Consider the following 25996-nt stretch of genomic DNA (forward strand, 5'->3'; position numbering starts at 1 on the left):
ATCTCACTTCCGCAGGATGTCGGCGACCTCGCGCAGCTGGGTGCGGGCGCGCAGCAGGTAGAAGCCCTGCGCCACCAGATGGCTGGGCAGGAACTGCGAGTCGGCGGCGCCGTTGACGACGACCCAGGGCTGCAAGGTGGCGGCGGTGCGGAACGTCTCCATCAGCTGCGTCCACGGACCAGTGAGGTCGCGCTCGCGCAAGACGCCCTGATAGTCGTTACCCAGCTCCTTCAGCAGCATGTAGTAGGCGTAGAGCTGGCCTTTGTTGGCGTAGAACAGATTGTCGGCATAGAAGTCGAGCAGATCACCGCCATGGTCGTGGATGTGGCGGTCGATCTGCGCCGATGTCGAGCCGATGTCGGTGGCGACGCGTTCGAGAAAGGCCTGCAGATTGTCGGCGCGCCGCTCGAAGCTCGCCTGGTTGACCGCCAGACGCTTGTTGTAGGTGATCAGTGCCGCGCGGCCGTCGCGATACTGCGACGTCGCCGTCACGCTGGGCCAGATCGACATCGACGGCGTCCACACCCATTGCTTCGGGTCGGCATTGAGCCGCGCCGCTGCGCGATCGAGGTCGGGATCCTGCGGGCTCGAGCCGCGCGAGCGCGCCAACTGGTCGCGCATCTCGACGGCAAAGCGCGCCAGCGCCTTCATGATGCCGGCCTGGTAGTTGGGCATGTTGTCGAGCCAGGCGCCGGGCAGGAAGAACGGATCCATCGGCGTCCAGTGATGGTCATCGACCTCGCGCGTAATCAACGCCGCCGCGATCGCCACCGCGCGGCTTTCGCCCGGTTGCACATTCTGCGCCTCGAAATCCGGCCGATCGTCGATGTTGTGCAGCCACAACCCGCCGCCGCCGTAATACAGCACCGGGATCAGCAGCAGCACGAACGCCAGCCGCTTCCAGCGGCCTTTCGGCACCAGAGTGTTCCAGACGCCGGACAGCGAGATTTTCGGCCGCCAGCCGAGTACGCGTCGCCACCAAGGCTGGGCCAGGCGGGGTTTGGCGTCATCGGGCTCGAAGGTCATGCATCCTCGTCAGGCAGGGGGGCGGTGGCGCGGAGCCGGATGGCGTGCACTGAGTTTAGCACGGGTATTCCGATATGGGATGTGTCCAACCGTTGCGCCATGCGGGCACGCACGGCCATGATCGCGATCGATTCACGTCCCCTGAGGAAACGACATGGCGCTCGACCCGACCATCCGCAAGCTGCTCGACATGGCCGCCGCCTCGGGTCGGCCGGCGATCAACAGCCTGCCGCCTCCCGCGGCGCGCCAGATGATGCGCGATACGCGCGCGCCGGTGCAGGGTGCGGTGCTCGAGAGCGTGGTATCGGACGATCGTCGGATCCCCGGTCCGGCCGGCGAGATCCCGGTGCGGATCTATCGGCCGAAATCGGCAGCGGCGTCAGCTCGATTGCCGCTGCTGGTCTACTTTCATGGCGGCGGCTGGGTGATCGGCGATATCGAGACCCACCACACCATGTGCCAGCGCCTCAGCGAGGCCGGCAATCTGGTCGTGGTGTCGGTCGATTATCGCCTGGCGCCGGAGCACCGGTTTCCCGCATCGGTCGACGATTGTTGGGCGGCGACGGTGTGGGCTAGCGCGAATGCCGGGTCGATCGGCGCCGAGGGATCCAAGATTGCCGTCGGCGGCGACAGCGCCGGCGGCAATCTTGCGGCCGTCGTGGCGCTGATGGCGCGTGATCGCGGCGGCGTGCAGATCGGCTTCCAGCTGCTGCTTTATCCGGCCGTCGATGCCCTGGCCAACACCGGGTCGCTGGCGAAAAATGCCGACGGCTACCTGCTTACCCGCGAGGCCATGGTCTGGTTCTATGATCACTATATCCCCGATCCGGCCGATCGCAGCGACTGGCGCGCCTCGCCGCTGCGCGCACGCAGCTTCGCGGGCCTACCGCCGGCCATGATCGTGACGGCAGGTTTCGATCCGTTGCTCGACGAAGCCCGCATCTATGCCGACCGGTTGGCGCATGACGGCGTGACGGTCGAGTATGTCGAGCACGGCAGCATGATCCACGGCTTCCTCGGGATGCCGGGCGTGCTGCCGCAGGCGCGCCGCGGCTTGGCGTCGGCCGGTCAGGCCGTGCGCGAGGCGTTGGTCGACAGCGCGGCATGAACAAGGAGAGCCCACGTGCCCCTGGATCCTGAAGCGCTGGAACTGCTGGAGCTGCAAGCCGCAGCAGGCCGACCGGCCTGGACGGCGATCGGCCCGGTCGCTGCCCGCGTGCAATTCGCCGAAACCCGGACCGCCTCGGGTGGTCCGCGCCCTGACACGGTGCGCGTGGCTGACCATACCATCGTGCGCGACGGGCGGCGGCTGCCGGTCCGCCTGTACCGGCCGGCCTCGGCGTCGCCCAAGGCGCTGCTGCCGACGGTGCTGTGGGCTCATGGCGGCGGCTGGGTGCTGGGCAACATCGAAACGCACGACGGCACCTGCGGCCAGCTCGCGGCGCAGGCCGACGTGGCCGTGCTGTCGGTGGATTATCGGCTGGCACCGGAGGCACCGTTTCCAGCCGCGTTCGACGACATGGTGACGGCGCTCGACTGGGCCAGTCACGAAGGCGATTCCATCGGCATCGATCCGCATCTGCTGGCGCTCGGCGGCGACAGTGCCGGCGGCAATCTGGCGGCGTCGGCGGCGCTGTGGGCGCGCGATCGCGCCCTGAACAACGTGCGCTTCCAGCTGCTGGTCTATCCGGTGACGGATTGCGTGACCGCCACGGCGTCGTACGCGCGGTTCGCCGACGGCTTCGGTCTTACGCGCGATGCGATGCAGTGGTTCATCGATCACTACGTGCCGCAGGCCGGCGACCGCAGCGACTGGCGCGCCGCACCGCTGCGGGCGCCCAGCGTCGCCGGGGTGTGTCCGGCCATGATCATCACCGCCGGTTATGATCCGTTGCGCGATGAAGGCCGCGCCTATGCCAAACGCCTGCGCGATGAAGGTGGCGGCTGCGATCATGTCGAGTTCGGCGGCATGATCCATGGTTTCTTCGGCATGAGTGCCGTTCTCCATGGTGCCCGCCGCGCCATCAGTACCGCCGCGCTCGCCCTCAACGAGGCGCTGGTCGACCGCGCCGAGTGACAGGCATCACAGAGATGGGGAGGGAGCCGCCATGCCGCAGCATCCCGGTGTGCACCTGATCGGCAGCGTTGCCATGCCCGACGCCGAGTCGGTGTTTCGTGCCTTGGCAGGCGGATTGCGGCCCTGGCTGCGGCGTATCCCCGACGGCGAGACCGGTGCACGCCATCGCTGGATCTACTGGCAATACGAGATGCTGACGCAGCATCCCGACATGGAGATCGATCCCACGATCGCGCCGATGCCGCTGCCGCAATGGGATGGCGTCCTGCTCCGCCGTATCGAACAGGTGCGCTTCAAGCCCGGGGTCGATCCCGGCGCGGTCGTGTTCGAGACCGGCTACGCGCCGGCTGCGATCGAGTCCTATGCCGTGTTCAAGCGCCTGCGCGATGCCGGCATGATCCCGCGCGGCGTGCGCTTCCAGGTCGCGCTGCCCACCGCCATGGCGTCCGGCTTCATGTACGTCAGCCCCAAGGCGCTGGACGACTATCTGCCGGTCTACGAACGCGCGCTGTTCAAGGCGCTCGATGACATCCTGGCCGCCGTGCCGCACGGCGACCTCTCGATCCAATGGGACATCTGCCAGGAAGTGCTGGTGTTCGAGAACTACTTCCAGCATCGGCCCGGCGACTACAAGCAGCGCATCTTCGCCGAGTTCGCGCGTCTGGCCGCGCATGTGCCCAACGGTGTCGAGCTGGGCTACCATCTCTGCTATGGCTCGCCGCGCGATGAGCATCTGGTGATGCCTAAGGACACCGCCATCCTGGTCGAGATGGTGCGCGGGCTGCTCGACGCCTTGCCGCGCCGTCTGGATTTTCTCCATCTGCCGGTGCCTCGGGATCGCACCGACGATGCCTACGTTGCGCCGCTGCGGGCCATGAACCTGCCCGACAAGACGGCTCTCTACCTGGGCCTGATCCATCACGATGATGCCATCGGTGATCGCGCCCGCATCGCGGCGGCATCAAAGGTGGTGACGGGATTCGGGATCGCCTCCGAATGCGGATGGGGCCGCACGGATCCGGCGCGGGTGCCCGGCCTCATCGCCGCTCATCGCGCGGCGGCAAAAACGCTTGCTGTCGATTGATGTTGCAATTTGCTACATATCTCCTTATAGGTTGCTTATTGCAACATATCGATGACCTGCATGGACACCGAGAAATCAGTCACGGTTCTGCGCGATCGTGATGGTGCGCCGCAGCACGCGGTACTCGACTGGAACCACTACCAGGCGCTGCTGCGCCAGGCGCCAGCCCACGATCGCGGGGACCAGGTATCGCCGGAGGTCACCCGCCGGGTGGCGGACGGCGTGTCGCCGCTGCGCGCCTGGCGCGAAGCCCGTGGTTTCAGCCAGGCGCAGTTGGCGCTGCTCACGGGCATCAGCCGTGCCTACCTGACCCAGATCGAGACCGGCGAGCGGGCCGGCACGATCGAGGTCATGGCGCACCTGGCGCGCAACCTCGGGTGCCGCATCGAGGACCTGGTCCGCATCGAGGGGGATGGTTTCGCCGTCAAGATGGCGTCGGCTGCCCGCATGCCGGGCCAGCTCAAGGCGTTCGTTGCGGCGATTCCCCAGAGCGCCTGGACGACCCGGCCGAAGCCGGGCGCGTTCAGCCTTGTTGAGCACGTCTGTCACCTGCGCGACATCGATCACGGCGGCTATCGCGAACGCATCGAGCGGATCCTGACCTTGGATCTGCCGGCGCTGCACGATCTCGACGGTGACGCACTGGCGGTGGCCGGTGACTACCAGCGGCAGGATCTTGCGGCCGCCTGCGCCGCGTTCGTCGACGGCCGTGGCCGCATCCTCGAGCGCCTGCGTGGGCTGTCGACGACCGACCGCATGCGCAAGGGGCACATGGACGGTGTCGGCGACATGACGATCGATGACGTCGTCGACGCGATGGTCACCCACGATTCGGAACACATCGACGACATCGCGGCGCTGCGCGATACCCTGCAGCGGTGATCGTCAGCGAACGCCCATGGCCTGGCCGATCGCATCCATGCTCGCCTCGTCGATGGGCACCAGACCGAAGCGCAGGCGCCCGCCCCAGCCGGGACCGGCCAGGGCAAAGCCCGGCCGGTCCAGCAGCGGACGGATCGGTGCCGGCTGTGCCCTGAGGTAACGGACGCGTCGCCGGAACGGCTGAAAGCCGCCGCCCATGTCGGCCTGCTCGATGTCGCCCGCCTGTATGACGCCGATGGCGGTGAAGCTCTGCAGCCGATCACGGCTGTCCATCGTCTCGCTGGACGAATAGTAGGCGATGCGATCGCCAGGCGTGAGGCGGCGCAATGGCGCCGCTTTGCCGTGGCTCACCTGCATGAAGCCGCCAGCAACGCCGCGACGCACGTGCTCGGCGCATGCCACGGCAATCCAACTGCGGATCATGGCGCGGTCGGTGCGAAGACCCGCAGCCGATGGCCGTCCGGATCGAGCGCAACGAACGTGTGCCCGAAATCGAGGTCGGTCGGCGCCTGGGCGATCGTCAGCCCGCGTAGTGTCCAATCGGCGTGGGTGCTGCGCACCGCGTCTGCATCGGCCACCACGAACGCGATCTCGCCGCTGCCGGCGGCGGCTGTTGCCGAGGGCTCGACCGTGTGGCGCGACCACAATCCCAGCATGACGCCGGTATCGAGCGCGAACATGGCGAAGGTCGGCGACGCCTCGATCGGCGCCTTGCCCAACAGCCCGGTGTAGAAGCCGGCGCTGGTGGGCGGGTTGTCGACATACAGGATGATGAAGCTGGGATCCGACATCACGCCCTCTGTGGATTTCGTGCCGGAGCTCGGCTAGCCACGCGGGTGTCGACGGCGGTTGCTGTCCATGCCATCTCCGCGGGGAATATCCATCCCGTGCGTGTAGCGGGCGGCATGCCAGTCCAGCAGCGGCCGCCAGGACCACCGTGACAGTTCGAAAGCGACGCATTCGGGTGAGATACCGATGTCGCGCAGGGTGCGCGCATCGACGCTGGCCAACGCTTGTCGCGCAGCGCGACGCTCGCGCCACAGGTGCCACATCGCGGTCAATGCCTGCAGCAGCGGGCGCTGCCGGGCGTTTCGCTGCTGCGTTTCGCCGTGCACGCGCGCGTCGATCGCATCGCTGCGCGACATCAGCTGGTCGGTGATTTCCAGTCGTTGCAGCATGGACATGATGATCTCCTTCGCTAGGCTCGGGAGCATCGTCGAAAGGGCTGTCAGTTTTCGTCAGGAGTGATCGCAGCCGGCGTGACAGAAATATGCCCGTGGCTGCGAGATCTGGCTGAAATCAGATCTGTTCGGGAATGCTCTCGCGTTTGCGCCACTCCGACACCAGCATGGTGCGCCGCCGCGGATAGCGCTCATCCGTGGGATGCGCATGAAGGATCCGGTCGGTGCGGAAGTGTCGGAAGTCCTGGCGTGTTTCGCACCAGGCGGCAACAACCTGGGCCTTGTCGAAGAAGGCAATCGCGATCGGCCAGATCGTGCGCTCCGTGCCCTTGCCCTCGGCGTCCGCGTAGGAGATCCGCAGCTTGCACTCAGCCCGGATGGTGCGCCGTAGCATGGCAACATCGGTCGTCACCTGCGGCGCGCGGGTGGCACCGGCAATCAGGGCAGCGTTCTCTGCCTTGTCGCGCAATGCCGGCGGCAGCACGGCGGTGACCTTGGCCAGCACATCGGCCGCGGCGGTCGCCAGCGGCGCGTCGGCGCGTTGCGCCACCAGCCGCAGGCCCAGCACCAAGGCCTCGATCTCGTCGTCGCCGAACATCAGCGGCGGCAGCATGAAACCCGGCCGCAGGACGTAACCCAGGCCGGCTTCGCCGTCGATCGGGGCGCCCTGACCGCCCAGCGTGGCGATGTCGCGATAGATGGTGCGCTCCGAGACACTCAACTCGGCAGCCAGCACGGCAGCCGTCACCGGCCGCCGCCGGCGGCGCAGGGCTTGGAGCAGATCGAAAAGGCGCGTGGAGCGGGACACAGCAATCGGATCAGCGAAGGGGTGGCGATACTACCATCGGCGGCTCATGGGCTGTCACGTCGTCGTCGGCCGCCGGCGCGCAGTTCACCCTGCAGCCAGCGCCGGAACTTGGCGATGGCATCGGCCATCGGTGATTGCGGCAGCCAGACCAGGTGATAGGCGTAGGTGTCGCGGATCGACACATCGAACAGGCGCACCAGGCGGCCGGCCCGCAGGTCGGCATCGGCCAGCAACTGCCGGCCCAGCGCGACGCCGCCGCCGGCGACGGCGATATCCAGGGTCAGGCCGGTATCGGCGACCAACGGACCGCTCGGCGGTCGCACCAACTCGCAACCGGCCTCGTGTAGCCACGGCTCCCAGGGTTGCAGGTGGTGCCGGATCAGGACGGCGCGTGACAGGTCCTGTGGCCGGCGCAGCCGCAGGCGCCGCTGGTAGGCTGGGCTGGCGACCGGGAAGACCGTTTCGTCGGCCAGATGCACCGATGACAGGCCCGGCCATTGGCCCGGCCCGTAGCGAACGGCGACATCGACTCCGGTCCGGCGCAGGTCGATCACGTCGGCCGACGGCCGCAATTCCAGCTCGATCTCGGGATGCGCCGCCGCGAAATGGCCCAGGCGCGGCGCCAGCCAGCGTGACGCGAACGACGGCGTGGCGCTGAGCGCCAGCGGCCGGGCGCCCGACGGGGGGCGCCGGACGCGCTGGCCGTAGATCGAATCCACCAGCTGCAGGGCCTGGCGTGTGCCGGGCAGCAGGCGCCGGGCTTCCGGCGTCGGCACCATGCGCCGCCCGTCGCGCACGAACAGCGGATAGCCGACCAGGGTGCGCAGCGCCGCCAGCCGCTGGCTGACGGCGGCATGTGTCAGGCCCAGCTCCTCGCCGGCGCGCGTGTAGCTCTGATGGCGTGCCGCCGCCTCGAACAGGCGCAGGGTTTCCAGGGAAGGCAGGTGCCGGGGCATGTCCATATGTTAGCAAATCTTACCGGCAAGGTTCATGAACATCGCTGGCATGCGCAATCCGCGGCACCTACGTAGCGGTGGCAGGAGGGATGGTCATGCTCACCGGAAGCTGTCTCTGTGGAAGCGTGTCCTATGAAGTCGATGCGCCGGCAGGACCGATCGTGCACTGCCATTGCGCGACGTGCCGCAAGGCACATGGCAGCGCCTTCTCCAGCGTCTGCGAGGTTCCCCGCGACAAGTTCCGTTGGACGCGGGGCGAGGCGCTGCTGCGCGCCTATGAATCGTCTCCCGGCAAGTTCAGGCGATTCTGCTCCCAATGCGGTTCGCAGATCCTGGCCGACCGGGTCACCAGGGCAACCGTCCTGTTGCGGCTGGGATGCCTCGATACCCCGCTGTCGGACCGGCCACGCTGCCACATCTGGCGATCGGACAGCGCGTCCTGGTACGACCCGAAACACGATCTGCCCGAGCTGCCGGAAGGCTTCGTTCCGACATCGCCAGCTGCCTGATCGGAGATCAGCGATGACTTTGACCCTGTACTACTCCCCCAATGCCTGCTCGCTGGCGCCGCACATCGTGCTGGAGGAGATCGGCGCGGCCTATCGTCTTGAACTCGCCTCGGTACGCGACGGCACGACCCAGTCCGCCGAATTCCGCGCCGTCAATCCCAAGGGCCGGGTGCCGGTGCTGCACGGCGTCGCGGGCAGCGGCATGGGCCCGGCCGGCGTGCTGACCGAGGCGCCGGCGATCCTGCTCTATCTGGCGCGCAGCCATCCGCAGGCTGGCCTGCTGCCGGCATCACCGATCGGCGAGGCCCGTTGCCTGGAATGGCTGAACTGGCTGTCGAGCAACGTGCATGCGATGTCCTACGGCCAGATCTGGCGTGCCGCGCGCTTTGTCGCCGACCCGGCCGACGAGCCGCCCGTCATTGCCAAGGGCCAGCAAGCCGTGCGCGAACAGTACGCCTATATCGAGCAGATCCTGGCCGATGGCCGGACCTGGGCAGTGCCGGATGCCTACAGCATCGTCGATCCGTTCCTGTTCGTCTTCCATCGCTGGGGCGAGCGCATCGACGTTGACATGACGGCCTATCCGGCGTGGGGTCGCCTGACGCGACGCCTGCTGCAACGCCCCGCCGTTCAGCGTGCCTTGCAGCAGGAAGGACTGCTCCCCCAGGAACCTCAAGTGGCGGCGGGATGAGACGATGACGACGGCACTCTACCATTCGCCCGGCGCGTGCTCGCTCGCGCCGCACATCATGCTGCATGAAGTCGGCGTTCCGTTCGAACTGCGCCTCGCCGACGCGCGCGGCAAGCGTCTGCTCGAGAATGCCGACTATGTCGCCGTCAACCCGCGCGGTCGCATTCCGGCACTCTTCATCGACGGGTTCCTGCTGACGGAGAACGCGGCGATCATGTCGTATCTCGCCCTGCAGTACCCCCAGGCGGGACTGCTGCCGCAAGCGCCACAGGCGCGGGCGCGCTGCCTGGAGATGCTGGTGTGGCTCTCCAGCACCGTGCATGTCGCCTTCGCCGGCATCTGGCGGCCCGAACGCTTCGCCGCCGGCACCGACCACGCCGCGGCGCTGGAAGCCCATGGCCGTGCTGCGGTGGCGCGCTATTTCGGCGAGATCGAAGCGGCCTATGCCGAGCGCGGCTTTGCCGCCGGCCCGGGCTATTCGGCGGCCGATCCGTTTCCCTTCGTGCTGTTTCGCTGGGGCAAGCGCCTCGGGCTCGACATGCACAGGCAGTACCCGGCGTGGAGCGCCGTCGTCGCGCGCCTCTGGGACCGTCCCGCCGTGCAGCGCGCCGTCGCCGCCGAGGCGCTGTCGCGCTCGGATTGGTGATCTTCACCTCTCCCGCAAGCGGGAGAGGTCGACGGGCGCGCAGCGCCCGGTCAGGCGTATCGGCCGTCGGCCGATACGCCGAGGTGAGGGCCCAAGGATACAGCGCCGCGTGCTTGATCCCTCACCTTCCATCGTGCTGCGCACGACGGGCCCCTTCCTCTCCCGCTTGCGGGAGAGGAGAGAACGTTACGGCTTCAGGAAGCCCACGACGCGGTAGACCTCGTCGAGGATCGGTCGCGCCAGTGCGTTGGCGCGCTCGGCGCCGTCGCGCAGCACGGCGTCGACGTGGCCGGGATCCTTCACCAGCCGCTGCATTTCGCTGCCGATCGGGCCGATCTTGGCGACTGCCAGATCGGTGAGTGCGTTCTTGAACGCCGAGAACTGCTGACCGGCGAACTCGCGCACGACATCGGCCTTTTCCTTGTCGGCGATGGCCGCATAGATGCCCAGCAGGTTGTCGGCTTCCGGCCGCTTCTCGGCATCGGCCTCGCTCTCCGGCATCGGCAGCGGGTCGGTCTTGGCCTTGCGGATTTTCTGGGTGATGGCGTCGGCGTCGTCGGTGAGATTGATGCGCGAATAGTCGGAGGGATCCGACTTGCTCATCTTCTTGGTGCCGTCGCGCAGGCTCATCACGCGCGTGGCGGCGCCGAAGATCAGCGGCTCGGCGATCGGGAAGAAGTCCGGCACGGCGAAATCGTTGTTGAACTTGATGGCGATGTCGCGCGTCAGCTCCAGATGCTGCTTCTGGTCCTCGCCCACCGGCACGTGGGTTGCCTTGTAGAGCAGGATGTCGGCCGCCATCAGCGAGGGATAGGCGAGCAGGCCCAGCGAGGCGTTCTCGCGGTCCTTGCCGCTCTTCTCCTTGAACTGCGTCATGCGGTTCATCCAGCCGATGCGCGCCACGCAATTGAAGATCCAGGCCAGCTGGGCATGCGCCGCCACGGTGGACTGATTGAAGATGATGTTGTTCTTGGCATCCAGCCCGGCGGCGAGGAACGCGGCGGCGATCTCGCGCGTCTGCTGGGTCAGCTCCTTGGGGTCCTGCCACTGGGTGATGGCATGCTGGTCGACGACGCAGAACAGGCAGTCGTAGTGACCCTGCAGGCGCACGAAATTGCGGATGGCGCCCAGGTAATTGCCCAGGTGAAGGTTGCCGGTCGGCTGCACGCCGGAGAAGATGCGGCCCTTCAGGCCACGCGCCGTGTAGGCGTCGAGATGCGGGTTGGATGCCGCGCTGCTGGCGTCAGGCATGGATATGGACTCCCGTCAGAACATACGTGGGCACGGCGCTGTGGACGCCCGCGCACCGCCCTGGTGGAGCGGGCGGCGGCGCGATATCGCCGAAGACGCCGGTCCGGTCAAGCCGGGGCCTTCTGTCATTCCGAGCACAGCGAGGAATCTTTTCGATCGGGACACCTGCCCGGGACCCGAAAGATTCCTCGCTGCGCTCGCAATGACAGCGGTTATGCTGGCGCCCCCAAGGAGACCGCGGCATGGCTGACGTTCCGATCGAGTTCGATTTCCCCGACATCACGCGGTGGCGGGCGGGCAATAGCGGCACCGAGTTTGTCTACGTGTTCGAAAGCGGCGCGCCCGGGCCCACGGTGATGGTGAATGCGCTCACCCACGGCAACGAGGTCTCCGGTGCGATCGTGGTCGATGCGCTGCTGGATGCCGGCCTGCGGCCACGGCGTGGCGCGCTGATCCTGAGCTTCGCCAATGTCGAGGCGTACTTCTCCTTCAACAAGGACCATCCGTTCAAGTCGCGCATGGTCAACGAGGACTTCAACCGCGTATGGTCGCGCCTCGACCAGCCGGGCGACACCGTCGAGCTGCGCCGCGCGCGCCTGCTGCGCCCCTTCGTCGAGCGCGCCGACATGCTGCTGGACCTGCATTCCATGCATGACGACTGTGTGCCCCTGATGCTGGCGGGCCCGCTGGAGAAGGGGGTGGCGTTCGCGCAGAAAGTGGGCACCCCTATCGACATCATCCGCGACAAAGGTCACCCGTCAGGTCGTCGCATGCGCGACTATGGCGGCTTCGGCGACCCGGCCAGTCCGAAGGCGGCACTGCTGATCGAGACGGGCCAGCACTGGCGTGCCTCGTCGGTGGTCGTGGCCAAGGACGTCACGGCGCGTTTCCTTGCCTTGACCGGCGTCGTCGACGCGGCGGATCTGCCGGCCGGGTGGCGGCAGCCGACGCCCGACACGCAGCGCGTCGTGGAAGTGACGCACGCGATCGCCACCAAGAACGGCAACTTCACGTTCACGCAGCGCTACAATGGCCAGGACACCGTGCCGCGCGCCGGCACTGTCCTGGGCCACGACGACGACGTGCCGTTCGTGACGCCCTACGACGATTGCGTGCTGGTCATGCCGTCGAACCACGCCGTCAAGCCGGGCGTGACCATCGTGCGTCTCGGCCGCGTTTCCTAGAACGACGAGAATCCGGCGAGGCGCATGACAATGCCGGCGGCTGCGCCAAGGAACAGCAGGAGGCATGCCGACGTTTGAATGAGGAAGCCCGGCAAGCGTTTCTCTGTTGCCTTGCTGTAGCCGGCGAAATAGACGACGCGGCCTATGATCCAGGCGAGGCCGACTGCCGCCGCGGCAATGTCGCTCCAATAGATGGCGCAAAGCCACAACGGAACCAGGAACGTCGGCATCCATTCGAGCGTGTTCTGATGCACGCGGAAGATCCGGTCGAAATCAGGATGGCCGCTGGTCGCCGGAAGCTTGACGTTGAACCGGCCGCGGGCGCCAGCAACGCGCGTCGCGAGAAAGAAATACCAGGCGATGGCCAGCAGCGTGACGATCGCGGTGTAATGCGGCATGGCGGTCCTTCCGGCGCACTCTGAGGCAGGTGTTGCACGCAGACTTATCCGCGCAACGGCAGCGGTTGATCCTCCAGCATTCCCTTGACGACGATCTTGCGGGCAAGGTCGGTGTCGATGCCGTGATGCGTCAGCAGATCGCCGCACTCGGCGACAATGGCGTCGGCATCCTGCATCACCTTGAGGTGCTTGTACTGATCCTCGTGCGCGATGCCCATGCTCTGGCCGACGATCTCCAGCAGGTTGACGATGCGGAACGGCCAGTCGCGTTCATGGGCACAGAGATCACGATGGTCGGAGTGATAGACCGCCGCCAACGCATCGACACCGGCGGCCTGCGCCGCCTCCAACTCGGCCAGCTGAAGTTGCCGCTTGTAGGCCGGCAGCGACGCCAGCTGCGCCGACTGCAGGCCGACCGTGGGCTGCGCCAGATCGACCAGTTCGACGCCGGGAACCGTGCGCAGGATGGCCGCGGCGGCGTCGGCCACGCCGGCGACCCCGGCATGCTTGTGCAGGGCCACGCGCAGCGGCACGGGCTGGCACAGCAGCGGCCGCAGGCGATCGAGGTGCTGGTGCAGGAACAGCATGAACGGCGTCATGTCGAACGGCCGTTCGCCGGTGGCGCGCTCGAATGTCGGCAGCATGTTCTCGCTGAACTGCACGAAGCAGCTGGGACACCACGAGATCACCTGGCCCGATGCGGACTGCGCCAGCTTGGTGATCGTGCTGGCGGCGAAGCGCGATGCCGTGTTGGTGTCGCCGGCGCGGAACTGCAGGATGCCGCAGCAGTGCGACGGGCCACCCATGACGCGATAGCTGACGCCGAGCCGGTCGAGGATGTCGAGGCACAGCAGCGCGATGTGCGGTGTCTTCAGCACGTTGCAGCCGGTGTAAAAGACGACATCCGGCAGCGGTGGATCGGCATCGGGCAGGGCGTGCGTCTGGCTCGGCCGCTGGCCCAGGCGCTCCAGCGCCGCATCGTTCAGCTGCAGGCGTGACAGCACGGAGACGTCCTGGCTCATGCGCCGGAAAGACTCGACGCCGGCGCGGCGCTGGGCGGCATCGTCGCCCGCGGCCTTGGCCATCTTGACGCGCGCCACCGCGAGCAGGAATCGCGGGTTGACGCCATAGTCGCAAGCCTTGATGCAATCGCCGCTCAGAATGCAGGTGCTGGCCCATCGGCGCGCCTCGTCGGGGCCGCTTCCCAGCCGCACGATATCCAGCACGCCGTCAACCACGCGCTGCGGCTCGGCATCGGCGATGCCGGCCGGGGCTGTGATCGGACAGGCCGTGAAACAGGCACCGCATCGGGTGCAGGCGTCCAGCATGTCATCGACGCGCCGCGCGAAGGCGGCATCGAAACCCGCGTTGTCCATGGCTGCTTCCTCGCCGGGACCACCGACGGTAGCATAGCGCGGATCGGCTGCCAGCCGATGCACCGCTGTTGCAATCCCGTTATTCGCCGTCCGATGCGAGCGGTTTCACACCGGGCTGGCGGCGCAGCAAGCTGCGCAGCTCGGCCAGGCGCAGCACGCCCAGCAGCGCGCACGCACCACCGTAGATCAAGACGCCCACCAGGCAGACGCCAGCCAGCGTCAGGCCGCCCACCAAGGTGCCCTGGTGCAGCGGCACGGCGAGCCACCGGATCGCAAACCACAGCCCGATCGTCATGGCGGCCGTGGCCAGAACGATCCGCGGCAGGTTGCGGCGCAGACGCGGGTCGAGCGTCAGCCGGTCGCGGGCACGCAGCGAGACACCCAGGAAGATCGCATTGACCCAGCCCGACGCCGATGTGGCGAGCGCGATGCCGACATGCTCGAGCCGGGTCGCCATCAGGAAGGCCACGTTCAGCGCCACGGTGACGATGATGGCAATGATCGCAGCGACCAGCGGCGTGCGGGTATCTTCGCGCGCGTAAAAGGCGGGGATCAGCGCCTTGACCAGCACGAAGGCCGGCAGTCCGGCAGCGAAGGCGGCGAGCGCGGTGGCGGCGCGGCGCGTGTCGTCCGCTCCGAAGCTGCCGCGCTCAAACAGGATGCGTACGACGGGCTCGGCCAGCACCGCCAGCGCCAGCGCCGCCGGCAGTGCCAGCAGCAGTGCGAACTCGATGGCACGATTCTGGTTGGCCATCGCGGCGTTGTCTTCGCCGGCGCGCAGTTGGCGTGCCAGCAGGGGCAGCAAGGCCGTGCTGATCGCGACACCGACCACGCCCAGCGGCAGCTGCGCCACGCGATCGGCATACCACAGCGCCGAGATGGCGCCTGCCGGCAGAAACGAGGCCCACACCACGTCGAGCATGGTGCCGATCTGCTGCACGCCGCCGGCAATGGCTGTCGGTAATGCCAGCGTCAGCAGGCGCATCACGCGCGCGCTGCGCACGGGCTTGGTCAGGCCGACGCCGACGCCTTCGCGCCGGCACGCCCAGATCAGCCACAGGAACTGCACCAGGCCGGCGATGAAGACGCCGGTCGCGGCGGCGTAGCCGCCGTTGGGCATCACCGGCGTCAGGCCCAGCACCACGGCGATCAGCGCCAGGTTGAGCAGGATGGGCGTCGCCGCGACCTCGCCGAAATGCTCGACGCTGTTGAGCACGCCGCCATAGAGCGCCACCAGAGAGATGAAGAGCAGATAGGGAAACGTGATGCGGCCGAACTCGACGGCCAGCGCGAAGGTCGCGGGCTCGTCGGCCAGCCCCGGCGCCAGCGCCCGCATGACCCACGGCATCAGCGCGATCAGGACAGCGGTGAACGGTATCAGCACCACCAGCAGCGCCGCCTGTGCCTCGCGCGCGAAAGCGATGGCCGATGCGCGGCCACCCGATTGCAGCTCCTTGGCGAACAGCGGCACGAAGGCCGACGCGAAAGCGCCCTCGGCGAACAGGCGGCGAAAGAAATTGGGCAGCTTGAATGCAATGAAGAACGCATCGGCCACCGGTCCGGCACCGACGACGGCGGCCATCACCATGTCGCGGGCGAAGCCCGCGATGCGGCTGAGCATGGTGAAGCCGCCGACAGTGGCGACAGCGCGGGCGAAACTCATCTCAGGCCTGGGGCAGAAAAAACGATATCAGGACATCGGCAGGCAGCCGAGAGTGTGACACTGCATATGGCGGCAACATGGCGGTTCACACCACAAGAGGGGGATTTTCATTGCGTTTCTTGTGCCATGTCCGGCCGGCAACCGCCATCGCCCTGACGCTGAAGCTTCACATTGCCGTCACCGTCGCCGCCTAGGCTTCTGCGTGGTGGCGCCCGGCGACGTAGGGGCCGGGAGCACCGCCACCACCCTTCTCTTCTCCACATCCGAGTCTGCTTTCCGTGACCTCGGCGTTGCGTCAAAAACCATGTCGGCGTCCAGTCGGCAAAAAGTACCGTCGGGAGCCGCAAAGCCGCGCGCAAGTTCTGACTTGAGATGGTCGAATGCCGCGTCCCCGGAGCGCTCGTCGTCGTGCTGAGCCGGATCAGCAGCCGTTTTCTTTGCCATCAGGACCTCCCGCTGAATTTCACACGTCGTCTTGCGGAGGGCGCGGCTCGTTTGGCGCCGCGCGCCAATGCGCCCGCAGTGGCGCGCTCCTGACAAGACGAGACGTTTCAATGTGCCTGAAACTCAATGCCGATCACAGGATCATCGCCACCGAGGCGGCCAGGCTGACGCCCATGACGATGTTGAAGATGCGGGCGGCGCGTGTGCTGCGCAGCAGCCGGTGCATCGAGGCACCGAAAGCCAGCCACAGAAAGCTGCTGGGCAGCGCCGCCGCCACGAAGATCGCAGCGAAGGTGACGGCATAGAGCAGCGCGCTGTCGCTTGTCGTCTGCAGGTATGTCCCGGCCGCGCTGACGCCCACCATCCAGGATTTCGGATTGATCCACTGGAACGTGGCGGCCTCGACGAAACCCACCGCCTTGCGGTTGGTGTCCTGCGATGCGGGCTCGGCGGTGGCGATCTTCCAGGCCAGCCACAGCAGGAAGGCGGCGCCGCCCCAGTTCAAGACCTGCATCAGGCGCGGATGGCCCAGCACGACCTGTCCCAGCCCCAACGCGGCCGCGAACAGCAACGCCCCCATGCCGACGGCGACGCCCAGCAGGCAGGGCAGGCCGCGCGCCACGCCGACCATCGCCCCGGTGGCCGTCAGCATGACGTTGCTGGGCCCCGGCGTGACGGCCGCCACGAACGAGAAAATAAGGAAGGAAAGGCCCTGCTCCAGCGTCATCGCCCGCGCACGCTAGCGCCGCGTCCAGTCGCCGTCTTGAATGATTGTGCGGGCGGGAGGGGCGACCTCCCGTTGCACAGCCCGATAGCTTCCTGTATGCCGCGCACCCCGTGCGGGAACCCGGCCAGTGCGAAACCGGCACGCCGCTGAAAGGGGTTTGCGCGAGCTGCACCAATGTTCTTGTCCGTCGCCACCACATATCGGCCCGCCACCGATCTCGGCTTTCTCCTGCACAAGCATCCCGAGCGCGTGCACGAGACCGAACTCGCCTTCGGCAAGGCCCATGTCTTCTACCCGGAGGCGAGCGAGACGCGCTGCGAGGCGGCGCTGATCCTCGATATCGATCCGGTCGGGCTGGTGCGCGGGCGCGGCACTGGCGACGGGCTGCTCGACCAGTATGTGAACGACAAGCCCTATGCCGCCTCGTCGTTCATGTCGGTGGCGCTGGCGCGCACCCTGCGCAATGCCATGGCGGGCACGTCGAAGGATCGCCCGGCACTGGCCGCCACCGATATTCCGCTGGAGGCCACGATCACGCCGCTGCCGGCGCGCGGCGGGGAGAAGCTGGTGCGCGCCCTGTTCGAGCCGCTGGGATGGACGGTGGCGGTCGAGGCGGTGATGGCCGACGCAGGCGCCAGCGCCGCGCGCTACGTCACCCTGCGCCTCTGCGGCCTTGGCCGGCTGAGCGCGCTCTTGACCCACATCTATGTGCTGCTCCCGGTGCTGGACGACGACAAGCACTACTGGGTCGGCGACGATGAGGTCGCCAAGCTGGTCGCGCACGGCAAGGGCTGGCTGGAAAACCATCCCGCCAAGGCCCTGATCGCCGAGCGCTACCTGAAGCACCGCCGGTCGCTGGCGCGCGCCGCATTGGAGCGCCTGGCGCCCGAGATCCGTGAGGAAGAGGGCGAGGAGGAAGAAGAGACCGCGACGGCAGCGCCGCGCAGTCGCGATGCCGGCGAGACGGCGCTGGAAACACCGATCCGGCTCAATGATGCGCGCCTGGATGCCGTGGTCGCCGCGTTGGAGGCCGTCGAGGCCCGCAGCGTCGTCGATCTCGGCTGCGGCGAAGGCAAGCTGCTGGCGCGCCTGGTGCGCGAGCGCCGTCTGGCCCGTCTGGTCGGCGTCGACGCCTCGACGCACGCCCTGGAGCGCGCGGCCCGACGGTTGAAGCTCCACCAGGCCGGTGGTCCGGAAGGACGCCTGAGCTTGCTGCATGCCGCGCTCACCTATCGTGACCAGCGTTGGGCCGGTCTCGATGCCGCCACCCTGGTCGAGGTGATCGAGCATCTCGATCCTGATCGGCTGCCGGCTCTGGCGCGCGTCGTGTTCGGCGCGGCGCGGCCGGGCGCGGTGATCGTCACGACGCCCAACGTGGAATACAACGCCCTCTTCGCGACCATGCCGCCCGGCACGCTGCGCCATCCCGACCATCGCTTCGAGTGGACGCGGGCCGAGTTCGCTGCCTGGGTCCGCTCGATCGAAACGCAATACAACTACCGCGCCGCGCTGAGCGGCATCGGCACCGTGGATGCCGTGCACGGCACGCCGACCCAGATGGCGGTGTTCCGCCGATGAGCGACCGCAGCGCGCTGCGCATCGACATGCCGGATTTCGCGCTGGTGGTCCTCATCGGATCGACCGGTTCAGGCAAGTCGACCTTTGCCGCCAAGCACTTCCTGCCGACGGAGCGGGTGTCGTCGGACGATTGCCGCGCGCTGGTCAGCGACGATGAGACGAACCAGGCCGTCACCCATGACGCCTTCGACCTGGTGCGCGCCATCGTCGAGAAGCGGCTGAAGAACCGTCGCCTGACGGTGGTCGATGCCACCAACGTGCGCGCTTCGGACCGCAAGGCCTGGATCGAGCTGGCACGCCGCTGGCATGCCTTGCCGGTGGCGATCGTGATCGACCCCGGCGTCGACATCTGCATCGAGCGCAACAAGGATCGACCCGAACGCCCCTTCGGCCCCGGCGTCGTGCGCCATATGGTGGGCGAGATCCGCCGCGGCCTGCGCGGGCTGCCGCGCGAGGGGTTCCGCCAGGTCTGGCGGCTGTCGTCGGCCGAGAGCATCGACACCGCCACGATCGCGCGTCAGCCGTTGTGGACCGACAAGCGCAGCGATAGCGGGCCCTTCGACATCATCGGCGATATCCATGGCTGCGCCGATGAACTGGAGGTGTTGCTACGGGATCTCGGGTACACGGTGGCCTGGAGCGAGACCGACGGTGAGCGGTCCGTGTCCGTGACGCCGCCGCCGGGCCGCAAGGCGGTGTTCGTCGGCGATCTCGTCGATCGCGGGCCGCGCACGCCGGATGTGCTGCGCATCGCCATGGCGATGGCGGCGGCCGGCACGGCCTACGTCGTCAACGGCAACCACGACCGCAAGCTGATGCGCTGGCTGTCCGGCCGCGACGTGAAGATCGCCCATGGCCTGCAGGAGTCGATCGATCAGCTGGCGGCCGAGGGTGACGCCTTCAAGGCCAGGACCCGGACGTTTCTCGATTCGCTGCTGAGCCACGCCTGGCTGGATGGCGGTCGCCTGGCGGTCGCCCACGCCGGCCTGAAGGCTGAGATGGTCGGCCGCGCCTCCAGCGCCGTGCGCGAGTTCGCGCTCTATGGCGACACGACAGGCGAGGTCGATGAATACGGCCTGCCCGTGCGCCTGCCCTGGGCGGCGGACTATCGCGGCAACACAGCGATCGTGTACGGCCACACGCCGGTGCTCGATGCGGCGTGGGTCAACAACACGATCTGCCTCGACACCGGCTGCGTCTTCGGTGGCAGGCTGACGGCGCTGCGCTGGCCCGAGAAGCAGCTCGTCAGCGTGCCGGCGGCGCGGACCTATTTCGAGCCGGTGCGTCCGCTGGCGCCGGCCGCCGACGGGCGCTCGGCCCAGGCCGAAGCCGACGATCTGCTCGACATGGAGGACGTGAGCGGCCGGCGTTGGATCGACACGGCGCTGCGCGGGCGCATCGTGGTGGCCGAGGAGAACGCGGCCGCTGCGCTCGAGGCGATGAGCCGCTTCGCGATCGCACCACAATGGCTGGTCTATCTGCCGCCGACCATGTCACCCACGGAAACCAGTACCCAGGAAGGTTGGCTGGAGCGGCCGGAGGAGGCCTTCGCGCACTTCCGCGAACGGGGCGCGGCGCAGGTCGTGTGCGAGGAAAAGCACATGGGCTCGCGCGCCGCCATCGCGCTGTGCCGCGATGCCGCCGTGGCCCGCGCGCGGTTCGGGACTGTGGGTGGCGAGAGCGGTGCCATCTGGACGCGGACCGGCCGCACCTTCTTTGGTGATCCTGCAATGAACGACGCGGTGCTGGCGCGGTTGCGCGCGGCCGTCGACAAGGCATCGCTGTGGCAGGAGTTCGACACCGACTGGCTGCTGCTGGATGCCGAGATCATGCCGTGGTCGGCCAAGGCACAATCGCTGATCGACAGCCAGTTCGCGCCGGTGGCCGCCTCGGCGCAGGCTGGTCTGGGCGCCGCGACGCAGGCTTTGGCGCAGGCACGCGCGCGCGGCGCGCCGGTTGATGCCTTGCACGACCGCTTCACCGCGCGCGTGGTGCGGGCGCAGGCGTATGCGCGGGCCTGGGCACCCTACGTCTGGCCGGTATCCGGGGTCGATGACCTGCGGGTGGCGCCATTCCACGTCATGGCCAGCGAAGGGCGCCTGTGGTTCGACCACGACCATGTCTGGCACATGGGCATCGCCGATCGTCTCGCGAATGCCGACCAGGTCATCCTCGCCCCAACGCGGTGGCGGGTCGTCGATCTTGCCGATGATGCTGCCTGTGCCGATGCCGTTCAGTGGTGGGAAATGCTGACCGCCAGTGGCGGCGAGGGCATGGTGGTGAAGCCACGCGCGTTCATCGTCCGCGGCGAGAAGGGCTTGCTGCAGCCGGCGTTGAAGGTCCGTGGCCGCGAGTATCTGCGCATCATCTACGGGCCGGAGTACGATGCACCGGAGAACCTGGAGCGCCTGCGTCGCCGCGGCCTGGGCGGCAAGCGTAACCTCGCCCTGCGCGAGTTCGCGCTGGGCCACGAGGCTTTGACGCGCTTCGTGGCCCGCGCGCCCCTGCGGCGCGTGCACGAATGCGTGTTCGGCGTACTGGCCCTGGAAAGCGAACCGATCGACCCGCGGCTCTGACATCTCCCCCACTGCGGGGAGGAAGACGGGCAAGCTACCGCAGCACGCGTTCGGCGAACGCCACCGCGCGCTGGTTGATCTCGGCGCCCTCGTAGTCGATCGTGGCGACGTGGTAGCTCTTCTGCAGCGCGACGTAATCGACCGGCCCGCCCAGGGTCTCGCGCAGGAGTTTCGGTGAACCCGCCGGCACGACGTGATCCTGCACGCTGTGCAGCAGCAGGGCCGGCATCTTGATCTGCGGCAGGGCTGGCTTCAGCGTGCGGAGGCCGTCGATCAGCGATGCCATGCCGGCAAGCGGCACGCGATCGTAGCCCAGCTCCTTGCTGTCGGGGTCGGCGATGTCGCCGGCGACGCCCGGCATGAACTGCTGGCCGCCGGCGATCATGGCCTTGACGCCATCCCCCAGAGCGCTGAAGTCGTCGACTTCGGCAGCGGGGTTGATCAGGACGATGCCCCTGATCTGCGGATAGCGCTGCGCCAGCCAGAGCGTCAGTGTGCCGCCCATGGACAGGCCGGCAACAATGACCCCGTCGGTTTTTTCGGCCAGTGCCCGATAGGCGTCGTCGGCTGCTGCCGTCCAGTCGCGCCAGGTGTAATGCGCCATGTCCTCGACCGTGGTGCCGTGGCCGGGCAGGCGCGGCACCTCGACCGTGAAGCCCGAAGCGGCGAATGCCTGGCCCAGCGGTCGCATGGATTGCGGACAGCCGGTGAAGCCATGAATGACCAGCGCCCCGCGCCGGTCGCCCGCGGCCGAGAACGGCTCCGCGCCGGGCATGATGGTGGGCTCAGTCGCCATGAGATCCTCCGCTGAAGCGGGGAAATCCTATCCGGCCTTGAACGGGTTGTCGTCACCGTCCCAGTAGCGCTTCAGCAGGGGCGTCTGTGCGACCGCGAAGATCAGGGTCAGCGGCATGCTGATCGCCATTTTCGAGACGATCCAGGTCTCGGTCGAAAAGAAGCGCCACATGATCTCGTTGATGATCGCGAGCACGAAGAAGAAGGCGGCCCAGCGCTTGGTGAGGAGCATCCAGCCCGGGTCGGTGAGCCGGAACGCGGCGCCGAACAGCGGCTTCAGCAGCGGCCGGCCGGCCAGCAATCCACCGGTCAGGATGAGGCCGAACAGGCAGTTCACGATGGTGGGCTTCATCTTGATGAAGAGCTCGTCCTGCAGCCACAGGGTCAGCCCACCGAACACCAGGATGAAGAAGCCGCCGACCAGCGGCATGATCGGCCAGCGTCCCTCGATCTGGCGATAGGCCGGCAGAGCGATTGCGGTGGCGACCATGAAGAGCGCCGTGCCGGCAAACAGGCCGCGCCGCGTCGGATCGAGGTCGGCAATGCCCAGCGGTCCCGACAGGGCGTCGACGAGTGCGCCCAGGGGGCCGTAGCGGCCGTTCACCAGGAAGAACAGGACCAGCGGCCCCAGTTCGCAAGCCAGGCTTGCCAGCTTGCGGCCACCGCCCGACTCTCTCTGCTCGCTCATCCCTGTCCTTTCACCTTCGGCAGCCTTCATGGTGGTCGAACCATGAAGCTACTCTGCGTATCTACGCCGCCGTCTCGAGACCCATCAGGCTGCGCGCGAACTGTTTGGCGTCGAACGGGCGCAGGTCATCGATGCCTTCGCCCACGCCGATCGCCACCACCGGCACCTGGAAGCGCTCGGCCAGCGCCACCAGCACGCCGCCCTTGGCCGAGCCGTCGAGCTTGGTGACCACCAGGCCGTCGACCGCCACCATCTGGCGGAAAATATCGACCTGGTTATGCGCGTTCTGCCCCACCGTGGCGTCGAGCACCAGCAGGCAGGAATGCGGTGCCGTGGCGTCGAGCTTGCGCATCACGCGCACGATCTTGGCCAGCTCCTCCATCAGGCCGGTCTTGTTCTGCAGCCGGCCGGCGGTGTCGATCAGCAGCACGTCGGCGCCCTCGGCCCGAGCCTTTTCCAGAGCCTCGAACGCGAGCCCGGCGGCGTCGGCGCCGGTGTCCTTGGCGATCACCGGCACCCTGGCGCGCTCGCCCCAGATCTTGAGCTGCTCGACGGCGGCGGCGCGGAAGGTGTCGCCGGCGGCAATCATCACCTTGCGGCCGTCCTCGACGAACTGCTTGGCAAGCTTGCCGATGGTGGTGGTCTTGCCGCTGCCGTTGACGCCCACCACCAGCACGACGTGCGGCTTGTGCTGAGGGTCGACGGTCAGGCGCTGGGCGACCGGCGCCAGGATCTGGGCGATGTCGTCGGCGAACGCGCCGCGCACCTCCTCGTCGGTGACTTCCTTGTCGAAGCGCGTCTTGCGCAGGTTCTCGACCAGCCGGCCGGCGACCGGCACGCCGAGATCGGCCTGGATCAACACCTCTTCCAACTCGTCCAACGTTTTCTGGTCGAGCTTCTTCTTCACGAAGAGGCTGGTGATGCTCTCCGTGATGCGCTGCGTCGATTTCGACAGTCCGGCCTTGAGCCGGGAAAACCATGATTTCTTTTCGCCGCTCATGCCGCCTCGCGCAGAACGGGCTGCCCGACCAGCATGCCCTGTTCAATCCCTGTGATGTCGACCGTGACGAGTGCGCGCGCCGCCGCCGTGACCTGCGGCCGCACCGGCGCGAAGTGCTGGCTGTGGCCGGTCCCGTCGCGTTCCATCACCAGCTGCGCCCGTGTGCCGATCCGCGATCGCAGGAAGGCCTGGGCCCGTCGGTCGCCGGCGGCCCGCAGCGCCGCCGCCCGCGCGCGGCGCACGTCGCCCGGCACCGGCGGCATGCGTGCCGCCGGCGTGCCCTGCCGCGCCGAATAGGGAAACACATGCAGCCAGGTGAGTCCGGCGTCGTCGACCAGCCGCAGCGTGTTGTCGAACATCGCATCGGTCTCGGTCGGGAAACCCGCGATCAGGTCGGCGCCGAACACGATATCCGGGCGTTGTTGTCGCGCGCGCTCCACCAGCCGCAGCACGTCATCGCGCTGATGGCGGCGCTTCATGCGCTTGAGCACCAGGTCATCGCCGGCCTGGATGCTGAGATGGAAATGCGGCATCAGCCGCGCCTCGTCGCCCAGCAAGTCCAGCAGCGCATCGTCGACCTCGACCGGATCGAGCGACGACAGCCGCAGGCGCGGCAGTTCGGGCACCAGCCGCAGCAGGCGCCGGCATAGCGCGCCCAGGCTGGGCCGGCCCGGCAGGTCGGCGCCCCAGGCCGTGAGGTCGACGCCGGTCAGCACCACCTCGTTGAAACCGCCGGCCACCAGTGCTTGCACCTGGGAGACCAGGGCGCCCACCGGCATCGACCGGCTGGGACCACGGCCGAAGGGAATGACGCAGAAGGTGCAGCGGTGGTCGCAGCCGTTCTGGGCCTGCACGAACGCGCGGCTGTGGCTGGCGCGATCGGGCGGCAGGTCGACTGCCGTTGGCGGCGCCGTCATGATATCGCCGACCGCGGCACGTTCGGTGCTGAGGTAAGCGGCAGCGGTCAGTTTCTCGGCATTGCCCAGCACGCGATCGACCTCGGCCATCGCGCGCCAGCCGGCCGGATCGATCTGCGCGGCACAGCCGCTCACGATGATGGCGCGGCCCGGGTGCGTCCGCCGCAAGCGGCGCACCGCCTGGCGCGCCTGCCGTTCGGCTTCGGCGGTCACGGCACAGGTGTTGACCAGGATCGCGTCGGTCAGTCCGGCGTCGCGCGCGCGCTCGCGCATGACCTCCGATTCGACCGCATTCAGGCGGCAGCCGAATGTCACGACGTCAATCCTGTCTTCGCCTGGGAGCGCGGGCGTCTCGCCCGCATCGTTGGTGGAAATCTTGCCTTCGCCTGTGTGCGTCGCACCGGAATGTGAATGGGCGGGACGCCCGCGCTCCCGGGAAGGGGTGACTTCGGTCAAGTCCGTCACACCAGCAGCGAGGGATCGAGCGTGCCGGCGAAGGACTGCGCTACGCCGCCGGTCATCAACACGTGCCCGTCACGCTGCCACTCGATATCGAGCATGCCGCCGTCGACGATCACCGCGGCCTTGCGGGCGGTCAGACCGCGCCGGGCCGCCGCCACCAGCGTGGCGCAGGCACCCGAGCCACAGGCGAGCGTCAGGCCGGCGCTGCGTTCCCAGACCTTCAGGCGGATGCGGTTCTCGCCCACGATCTGGGCAAACCCGATATTGGCGCGTTCGGGGAACAGCGCATGCGTCTCCAGCTGTGGCCCCAGCTGAGTGACCGGGATCGCGTCCAGGTCGTCGACGAAAAAGGTGGCGTGCGGGTTGCCCATCGAGGTGCCGACCGGATCGGACACCGGTCCCAGCGCGACCGGCAGGTGCAAGGTATCGCAGGCTTCGTTGACAGGAATATCACGCCAGTCCAGCAGCGCCGGGCCCATGTCGACGCTGACGATCGGCAGGCCATTGGCGCCGGTCCCGGTTTTTTCCGAATCGAGCAGGCCGGAAATGGTCTGCACCACGATGGCATCGGCCTGGCGCTCGCTCATCAGCACGTGCGCGACACAGCGTGTCGCGTTGCCGCAGGCACCGGCTTCGCCGCCATCGGGGTTGTAGATGCGCATGAAGACGTCGGCCTGGCGGTCGGTCGGCGGCTCCAGCACGATCAACTGGTCGCAGCCCACGCCCCGCCGCCGGTCGGCAATGGTCCGGCGGCGTTCCAGGGTCAGATCAAGCGGCCGTGATCGGGCGTCGAGCACGACAAAGTCGTTGCCCAGCCCGTGCATCTTGCGAAACGGCACGTCGGCGGTCGCGGTCATGGCCGGCTATATGGCGCGCAGCGGCGGGCAAGTCCACCGTCGTGCCCATGAAGTGGCGAACTGACCGGGCCAATCTCCGCAGGCCTCGGACCGTGGGGTGCGCCACAAGTCGTACCACGAGTTGTAGATTTGTTTTGGAGCGAGGCTGCCGCTGCCCTAGAGTCACTGCGGTTGTCGCGGGCGGGAGAGTCGCCCGACAGCACGGTGCACTGCCCGACGG

27 protein-coding genes are annotated in these 25996 nt (G+C 67.8%); 10 read left to right on the forward strand and 17 right to left on the reverse strand.

What is annotated here, in order from left to right:
• Positions 1 to 3: 3 nt before the first annotated feature.
• Positions 4 to 1026: a DUF2333 family protein gene (locus tag FQU96_RS04035; RefSeq protein WP_146539531.1), complete on the reverse strand. Its 1023-nt coding sequence runs from the start codon at positions 1024 to 1026 to the stop codon at positions 4 to 6.
• A 154-nt stretch (positions 1027 to 1180) separates the two neighbouring features.
• Here FQU96_RS04035 and FQU96_RS04040 point away from each other — a divergent pair, with 154 nt between their 5' ends.
• From FQU96_RS04040 to FQU96_RS04055, 4 genes are read left to right on the forward strand one after another with little or no spacing between them, the layout of a single operon-like run.
• Positions 1181 to 2134: an alpha/beta hydrolase gene (locus tag FQU96_RS04040; RefSeq protein ID WP_146539532.1), complete on the forward strand. Its 954-nt coding sequence runs from the start codon at positions 1181 to 1183 to the stop codon at positions 2132 to 2134.
• Between the two features lie 15 nt (positions 2135 to 2149).
• Entirely contained in the window at positions 2150 to 3103 is a 954-nt protein-coding gene (locus FQU96_RS04045; RefSeq protein ID WP_146539533.1) for an alpha/beta hydrolase, read from the forward strand.
• Between the two features lie 31 nt (positions 3104 to 3134).
• Positions 3135 to 4187, forward strand: coding sequence for a hypothetical protein (locus FQU96_RS04050; protein ID WP_146539534.1), 1053 nt, complete (start codon positions 3135 to 3137; stop codon positions 4185 to 4187).
• Positions 4188 to 4247: 60 nt separating this feature from the next.
• Positions 4248 to 5069, forward strand: a complete 822-nt coding sequence (locus FQU96_RS04055) for a helix-turn-helix domain-containing protein (protein ID WP_178130303.1) — start codon at positions 4248 to 4250, stop codon at positions 5067 to 5069.
• 3 nt (positions 5070 to 5072) lie between these two features.
• Here the strand turns inward: FQU96_RS04055 and FQU96_RS04060 are convergent, their stop codons facing one another.
• From FQU96_RS04060 to FQU96_RS04080, 5 genes are all read right to left on the reverse strand, one after another.
• Positions 5073 to 5492: an EVE domain-containing protein gene (locus tag FQU96_RS04060; RefSeq protein WP_146539536.1), complete on the reverse strand. Its 420-nt coding sequence runs from the start codon at positions 5490 to 5492 to the stop codon at positions 5073 to 5075.
• Positions 5489 to 5860 carry a VOC family protein gene (locus FQU96_RS04065; protein WP_146539537.1) on the reverse strand — a complete coding sequence of 124 codons (372 nt, stop codon included), beginning with the start codon at positions 5858 to 5860 and terminating at the stop codon, positions 5489 to 5491. Before FQU96_RS04065 ends, FQU96_RS04060 begins: the two co-directional genes overlap by 4 nt.
• A gap of 33 nt (positions 5861 to 5893) precedes the next feature.
• The gene (locus FQU96_RS04070; protein ID WP_218574588.1) at positions 5894 to 6253 is read right to left on the reverse strand and encodes a DUF1127 domain-containing protein; all 360 of its coding nucleotides are present in this window, start codon (positions 6251 to 6253) and stop codon (positions 5894 to 5896) included.
• Between the two features lie 115 nt (positions 6254 to 6368).
• Positions 6369 to 7058, reverse strand: coding sequence for a YafY family protein (locus FQU96_RS04075; protein WP_146539538.1), 690 nt, complete (start codon positions 7056 to 7058; stop codon positions 6369 to 6371).
• A gap of 44 nt (positions 7059 to 7102) precedes the next feature.
• On the reverse strand, positions 7103 to 8014 hold the full coding sequence (locus FQU96_RS04080) for a LysR substrate-binding domain-containing protein (protein WP_218574589.1): 912 nt from the start codon (positions 8012 to 8014) through the stop codon (positions 7103 to 7105).
• 95 nt (positions 8015 to 8109) lie between these two features.
• On the opposite strand from FQU96_RS04080, the gene FQU96_RS04085 reads away from it, so the two are divergent.
• Genes FQU96_RS04085 through FQU96_RS04095 form a run of 3 tightly spaced genes read left to right on the forward strand, consistent with a single transcriptional unit; the run spans position 8110 to position 9860 of the window.
• Entirely contained in the window at positions 8110 to 8523 is a 414-nt protein-coding gene (locus FQU96_RS04085) for a GFA family protein (RefSeq protein WP_146539540.1), read from the forward strand.
• A 13-nt stretch (positions 8524 to 8536) separates the two neighbouring features.
• Positions 8537 to 9214 carry a glutathione S-transferase family protein gene (locus FQU96_RS04090; protein ID WP_146539541.1) on the forward strand — a complete coding sequence of 226 codons (678 nt, stop codon included), beginning with the start codon at positions 8537 to 8539 and terminating at the stop codon, positions 9212 to 9214.
• A 4-nt stretch (positions 9215 to 9218) separates the two neighbouring features.
• The gene (locus FQU96_RS04095; protein WP_146539542.1) at positions 9219 to 9860 is read left to right on the forward strand and encodes a glutathione S-transferase family protein; all 642 of its coding nucleotides are present in this window, start codon (positions 9219 to 9221) and stop codon (positions 9858 to 9860) included.
• Positions 9861 to 10046: 186 nt separating this feature from the next.
• On the opposite strand, the gene trpS is transcribed toward FQU96_RS04095, so the two are convergent.
• Positions 10047 to 11111 carry a tryptophan--tRNA ligase gene (trpS, locus tag FQU96_RS04100; RefSeq protein ID WP_146539543.1) on the reverse strand — a complete coding sequence of 355 codons (1065 nt, stop codon included), beginning with the start codon at positions 11109 to 11111 and terminating at the stop codon, positions 10047 to 10049.
• Positions 11112 to 11353: 242 nt separating this feature from the next.
• On the opposite strand from trpS, the gene FQU96_RS04105 reads away from it, so the two are divergent.
• Positions 11354 to 12295: a succinylglutamate desuccinylase/aspartoacylase family protein gene (locus FQU96_RS04105; RefSeq protein ID WP_146539544.1), complete on the forward strand. Its 942-nt coding sequence runs from the start codon at positions 11354 to 11356 to the stop codon at positions 12293 to 12295.
• Here FQU96_RS04105 and FQU96_RS04110 read toward each other — a convergent pair.
• The 5 genes from FQU96_RS04110 to FQU96_RS04130 form a co-directional block, all read right to left on the reverse strand.
• Positions 12292 to 12693 carry an MAPEG family protein gene (locus tag FQU96_RS04110; RefSeq protein WP_146539545.1) on the reverse strand — a complete coding sequence of 134 codons (402 nt, stop codon included), beginning with the start codon at positions 12691 to 12693 and terminating at the stop codon, positions 12292 to 12294. The genes FQU96_RS04105 and FQU96_RS04110 overlap by 4 nt on opposite strands.
• A gap of 44 nt (positions 12694 to 12737) precedes the next feature.
• A complete protein-coding gene (locus tag FQU96_RS04115; RefSeq protein ID WP_146539546.1) occupies positions 12738 to 14069 on the reverse strand; it encodes a (Fe-S)-binding protein in 1332 nt (443 codons plus the stop codon).
• 79 nt (positions 14070 to 14148) lie between these two features.
• Complete coding sequence (gene murJ / locus FQU96_RS04120) at positions 14149 to 15732, reverse strand: murein biosynthesis integral membrane protein MurJ (RefSeq protein WP_146539547.1); 1584 nt, start codon at positions 15730 to 15732, stop codon at positions 14149 to 14151.
• Between the two features lie 177 nt (positions 15733 to 15909).
• Positions 15910 to 16176: a hypothetical protein gene (locus FQU96_RS04125; RefSeq protein WP_146539548.1), complete on the reverse strand. Its 267-nt coding sequence runs from the start codon at positions 16174 to 16176 to the stop codon at positions 15910 to 15912.
• 133 nt (positions 16177 to 16309) lie between these two features.
• Entirely contained in the window at positions 16310 to 16903 is a 594-nt protein-coding gene (locus tag FQU96_RS04130; RefSeq protein ID WP_146539549.1) for a LysE family translocator, read from the reverse strand.
• 174 nt (positions 16904 to 17077) lie between these two features.
• Here FQU96_RS04130 and FQU96_RS04135 point away from each other — a divergent pair, with 174 nt between their 5' ends.
• Both FQU96_RS04135 and FQU96_RS04140 read left to right on the forward strand, forming a co-directional pair.
• Positions 17078 to 18481 (forward strand): 3' terminal RNA ribose 2'-O-methyltransferase Hen1, encoded by a 1404-nt coding sequence (locus FQU96_RS04135; protein ID WP_146539550.1) that lies wholly within the window; start codon positions 17078 to 17080, stop codon positions 18479 to 18481.
• Positions 18482 to 18495: 14 nt separating this feature from the next.
• Entirely contained in the window at positions 18496 to 21057 is a 2562-nt protein-coding gene (locus FQU96_RS04140; protein ID WP_146539965.1) for a polynucleotide kinase-phosphatase, read from the forward strand.
• Between the two features lie 34 nt (positions 21058 to 21091).
• On the opposite strand, the gene FQU96_RS04145 is transcribed toward FQU96_RS04140, so the two are convergent.
• The 5 genes from FQU96_RS04145 to dapF all read right to left on the reverse strand — a co-directional run bounded on the left by FQU96_RS04145 (position 21092) and on the right by dapF (position 25776).
• Complete coding sequence (locus FQU96_RS04145; RefSeq protein WP_146539551.1) at positions 21092 to 21853, reverse strand: carboxylesterase; 762 nt, start codon at positions 21851 to 21853, stop codon at positions 21092 to 21094.
• A gap of 27 nt (positions 21854 to 21880) precedes the next feature.
• On the reverse strand, positions 21881 to 22540 hold the full coding sequence (locus FQU96_RS04150) for a septation protein A (RefSeq protein ID WP_146539552.1): 660 nt from the start codon (positions 22538 to 22540) through the stop codon (positions 21881 to 21883).
• Positions 22541 to 22601: 61 nt separating this feature from the next.
• The gene (ftsY, locus tag FQU96_RS04155) at positions 22602 to 23540 is read right to left on the reverse strand and encodes a signal recognition particle-docking protein FtsY (protein ID WP_146539553.1); all 939 of its coding nucleotides are present in this window, start codon (positions 23538 to 23540) and stop codon (positions 22602 to 22604) included.
• Positions 23537 to 24772 carry a tRNA (N(6)-L-threonylcarbamoyladenosine(37)-C(2))-methylthiotransferase MtaB gene (gene mtaB, locus FQU96_RS04160; RefSeq protein WP_255467833.1) on the reverse strand — a complete coding sequence of 412 codons (1236 nt, stop codon included), beginning with the start codon at positions 24770 to 24772 and terminating at the stop codon, positions 23537 to 23539. Before mtaB ends, ftsY begins: the two co-directional genes overlap by 4 nt.
• A 146-nt stretch (positions 24773 to 24918) precedes the next feature.
• A complete protein-coding gene (gene dapF, locus FQU96_RS04165) occupies positions 24919 to 25776 on the reverse strand; it encodes a diaminopimelate epimerase (RefSeq protein WP_146539554.1) in 858 nt (285 codons plus the stop codon).
• Positions 25777 to 25996 lie beyond the last annotated feature (220 nt).

Source organism: Reyranella sp. CPCC 100927, assembly GCF_007859315.1.
GTDB lineage: Bacteria > Pseudomonadota > Alphaproteobacteria > Reyranellales > Reyranellaceae > Vineibacter.

What these genes read in the sequence shown, in the direction of transcription:
- FQU96_RS04035 (WP_146539531.1), bottom strand. Translation starts at nt 1,026, where the DNA reads ATGACCTTCGAGCCCGATGACGCCAAACCCCGCCTGGCCCAGCCTTGG.
- FQU96_RS04040 (WP_146539532.1), top strand. Translation starts at nt 1,181, where the DNA reads ATGGCGCTCGACCCGACCATCCGCAAGCTGCTCGACATGGCCGCCGCC.
- FQU96_RS04050 (WP_146539534.1), top strand. Translation starts at nt 3,135, where the DNA reads ATGCCGCAGCATCCCGGTGTGCACCTGATCGGCAGCGTTGCCATGCCC.
- FQU96_RS04055 (WP_178130303.1), top strand. Translation starts at nt 4,248, where the DNA reads ATGGACACCGAGAAATCAGTCACGGTTCTGCGCGATCGTGATGGTGCG.
- FQU96_RS04060 (WP_146539536.1), bottom strand. Translation starts at nt 5,492, where the DNA reads ATGATCCGCAGTTGGATTGCCGTGGCATGCGCCGAGCACGTGCGTCGC.
- FQU96_RS04065 (WP_146539537.1), bottom strand. Translation starts at nt 5,860, where the DNA reads ATGTCGGATCCCAGCTTCATCATCCTGTATGTCGACAACCCGCCCACC.
- FQU96_RS04070 (WP_218574588.1), bottom strand. Translation starts at nt 6,253, where the DNA reads ATGTCCATGCTGCAACGACTGGAAATCACCGACCAGCTGATGTCGCGC.
- FQU96_RS04080 (WP_218574589.1), bottom strand. Translation starts at nt 8,014, where the DNA reads ATGCCCCGGCACCTGCCTTCCCTGGAAACCCTGCGCCTGTTCGAGGCG.
- FQU96_RS04085 (WP_146539540.1), top strand. Translation starts at nt 8,110, where the DNA reads ATGCTCACCGGAAGCTGTCTCTGTGGAAGCGTGTCCTATGAAGTCGAT.
- FQU96_RS04090 (WP_146539541.1), top strand. Translation starts at nt 8,537, where the DNA reads ATGACTTTGACCCTGTACTACTCCCCCAATGCCTGCTCGCTGGCGCCG.
- FQU96_RS04095 (WP_146539542.1), top strand. Translation starts at nt 9,219, where the DNA reads ATGACGACGGCACTCTACCATTCGCCCGGCGCGTGCTCGCTCGCGCCG.
- trpS (WP_146539543.1), bottom strand. Translation starts at nt 11,111, where the DNA reads ATGCCTGACGCCAGCAGCGCGGCATCCAACCCGCATCTCGACGCCTAC.
- FQU96_RS04105 (WP_146539544.1), top strand. Translation starts at nt 11,354, where the DNA reads ATGGCTGACGTTCCGATCGAGTTCGATTTCCCCGACATCACGCGGTGG.
- FQU96_RS04110 (WP_146539545.1), bottom strand. Translation starts at nt 12,693, where the DNA reads ATGCCGCATTACACCGCGATCGTCACGCTGCTGGCCATCGCCTGGTAT.
- FQU96_RS04115 (WP_146539546.1), bottom strand. Translation starts at nt 14,069, where the DNA reads ATGGACAACGCGGGTTTCGATGCCGCCTTCGCGCGGCGCGTCGATGAC.
- murJ (WP_146539547.1), bottom strand. Translation starts at nt 15,732, where the DNA reads ATGAGTTTCGCCCGCGCTGTCGCCACTGTCGGCGGCTTCACCATGCTC.
- FQU96_RS04125 (WP_146539548.1), bottom strand. Translation starts at nt 16,176, where the DNA reads ATGGCAAAGAAAACGGCTGCTGATCCGGCTCAGCACGACGACGAGCGC.
- FQU96_RS04130 (WP_146539549.1), bottom strand. Translation starts at nt 16,903, where the DNA reads ATGACGCTGGAGCAGGGCCTTTCCTTCCTTATTTTCTCGTTCGTGGCG.
- FQU96_RS04135 (WP_146539550.1), top strand. Translation starts at nt 17,078, where the DNA reads ATGTTCTTGTCCGTCGCCACCACATATCGGCCCGCCACCGATCTCGGC.
- FQU96_RS04145 (WP_146539551.1), bottom strand. Translation starts at nt 21,853, where the DNA reads ATGGCGACTGAGCCCACCATCATGCCCGGCGCGGAGCCGTTCTCGGCC.
- FQU96_RS04150 (WP_146539552.1), bottom strand. Translation starts at nt 22,540, where the DNA reads ATGAGCGAGCAGAGAGAGTCGGGCGGTGGCCGCAAGCTGGCAAGCCTG.
- ftsY (WP_146539553.1), bottom strand. Translation starts at nt 23,540, where the DNA reads ATGAGCGGCGAAAAGAAATCATGGTTTTCCCGGCTCAAGGCCGGACTG.
- dapF (WP_146539554.1), bottom strand. Translation starts at nt 25,776, where the DNA reads ATGACCGCGACCGCCGACGTGCCGTTTCGCAAGATGCACGGGCTGGGC.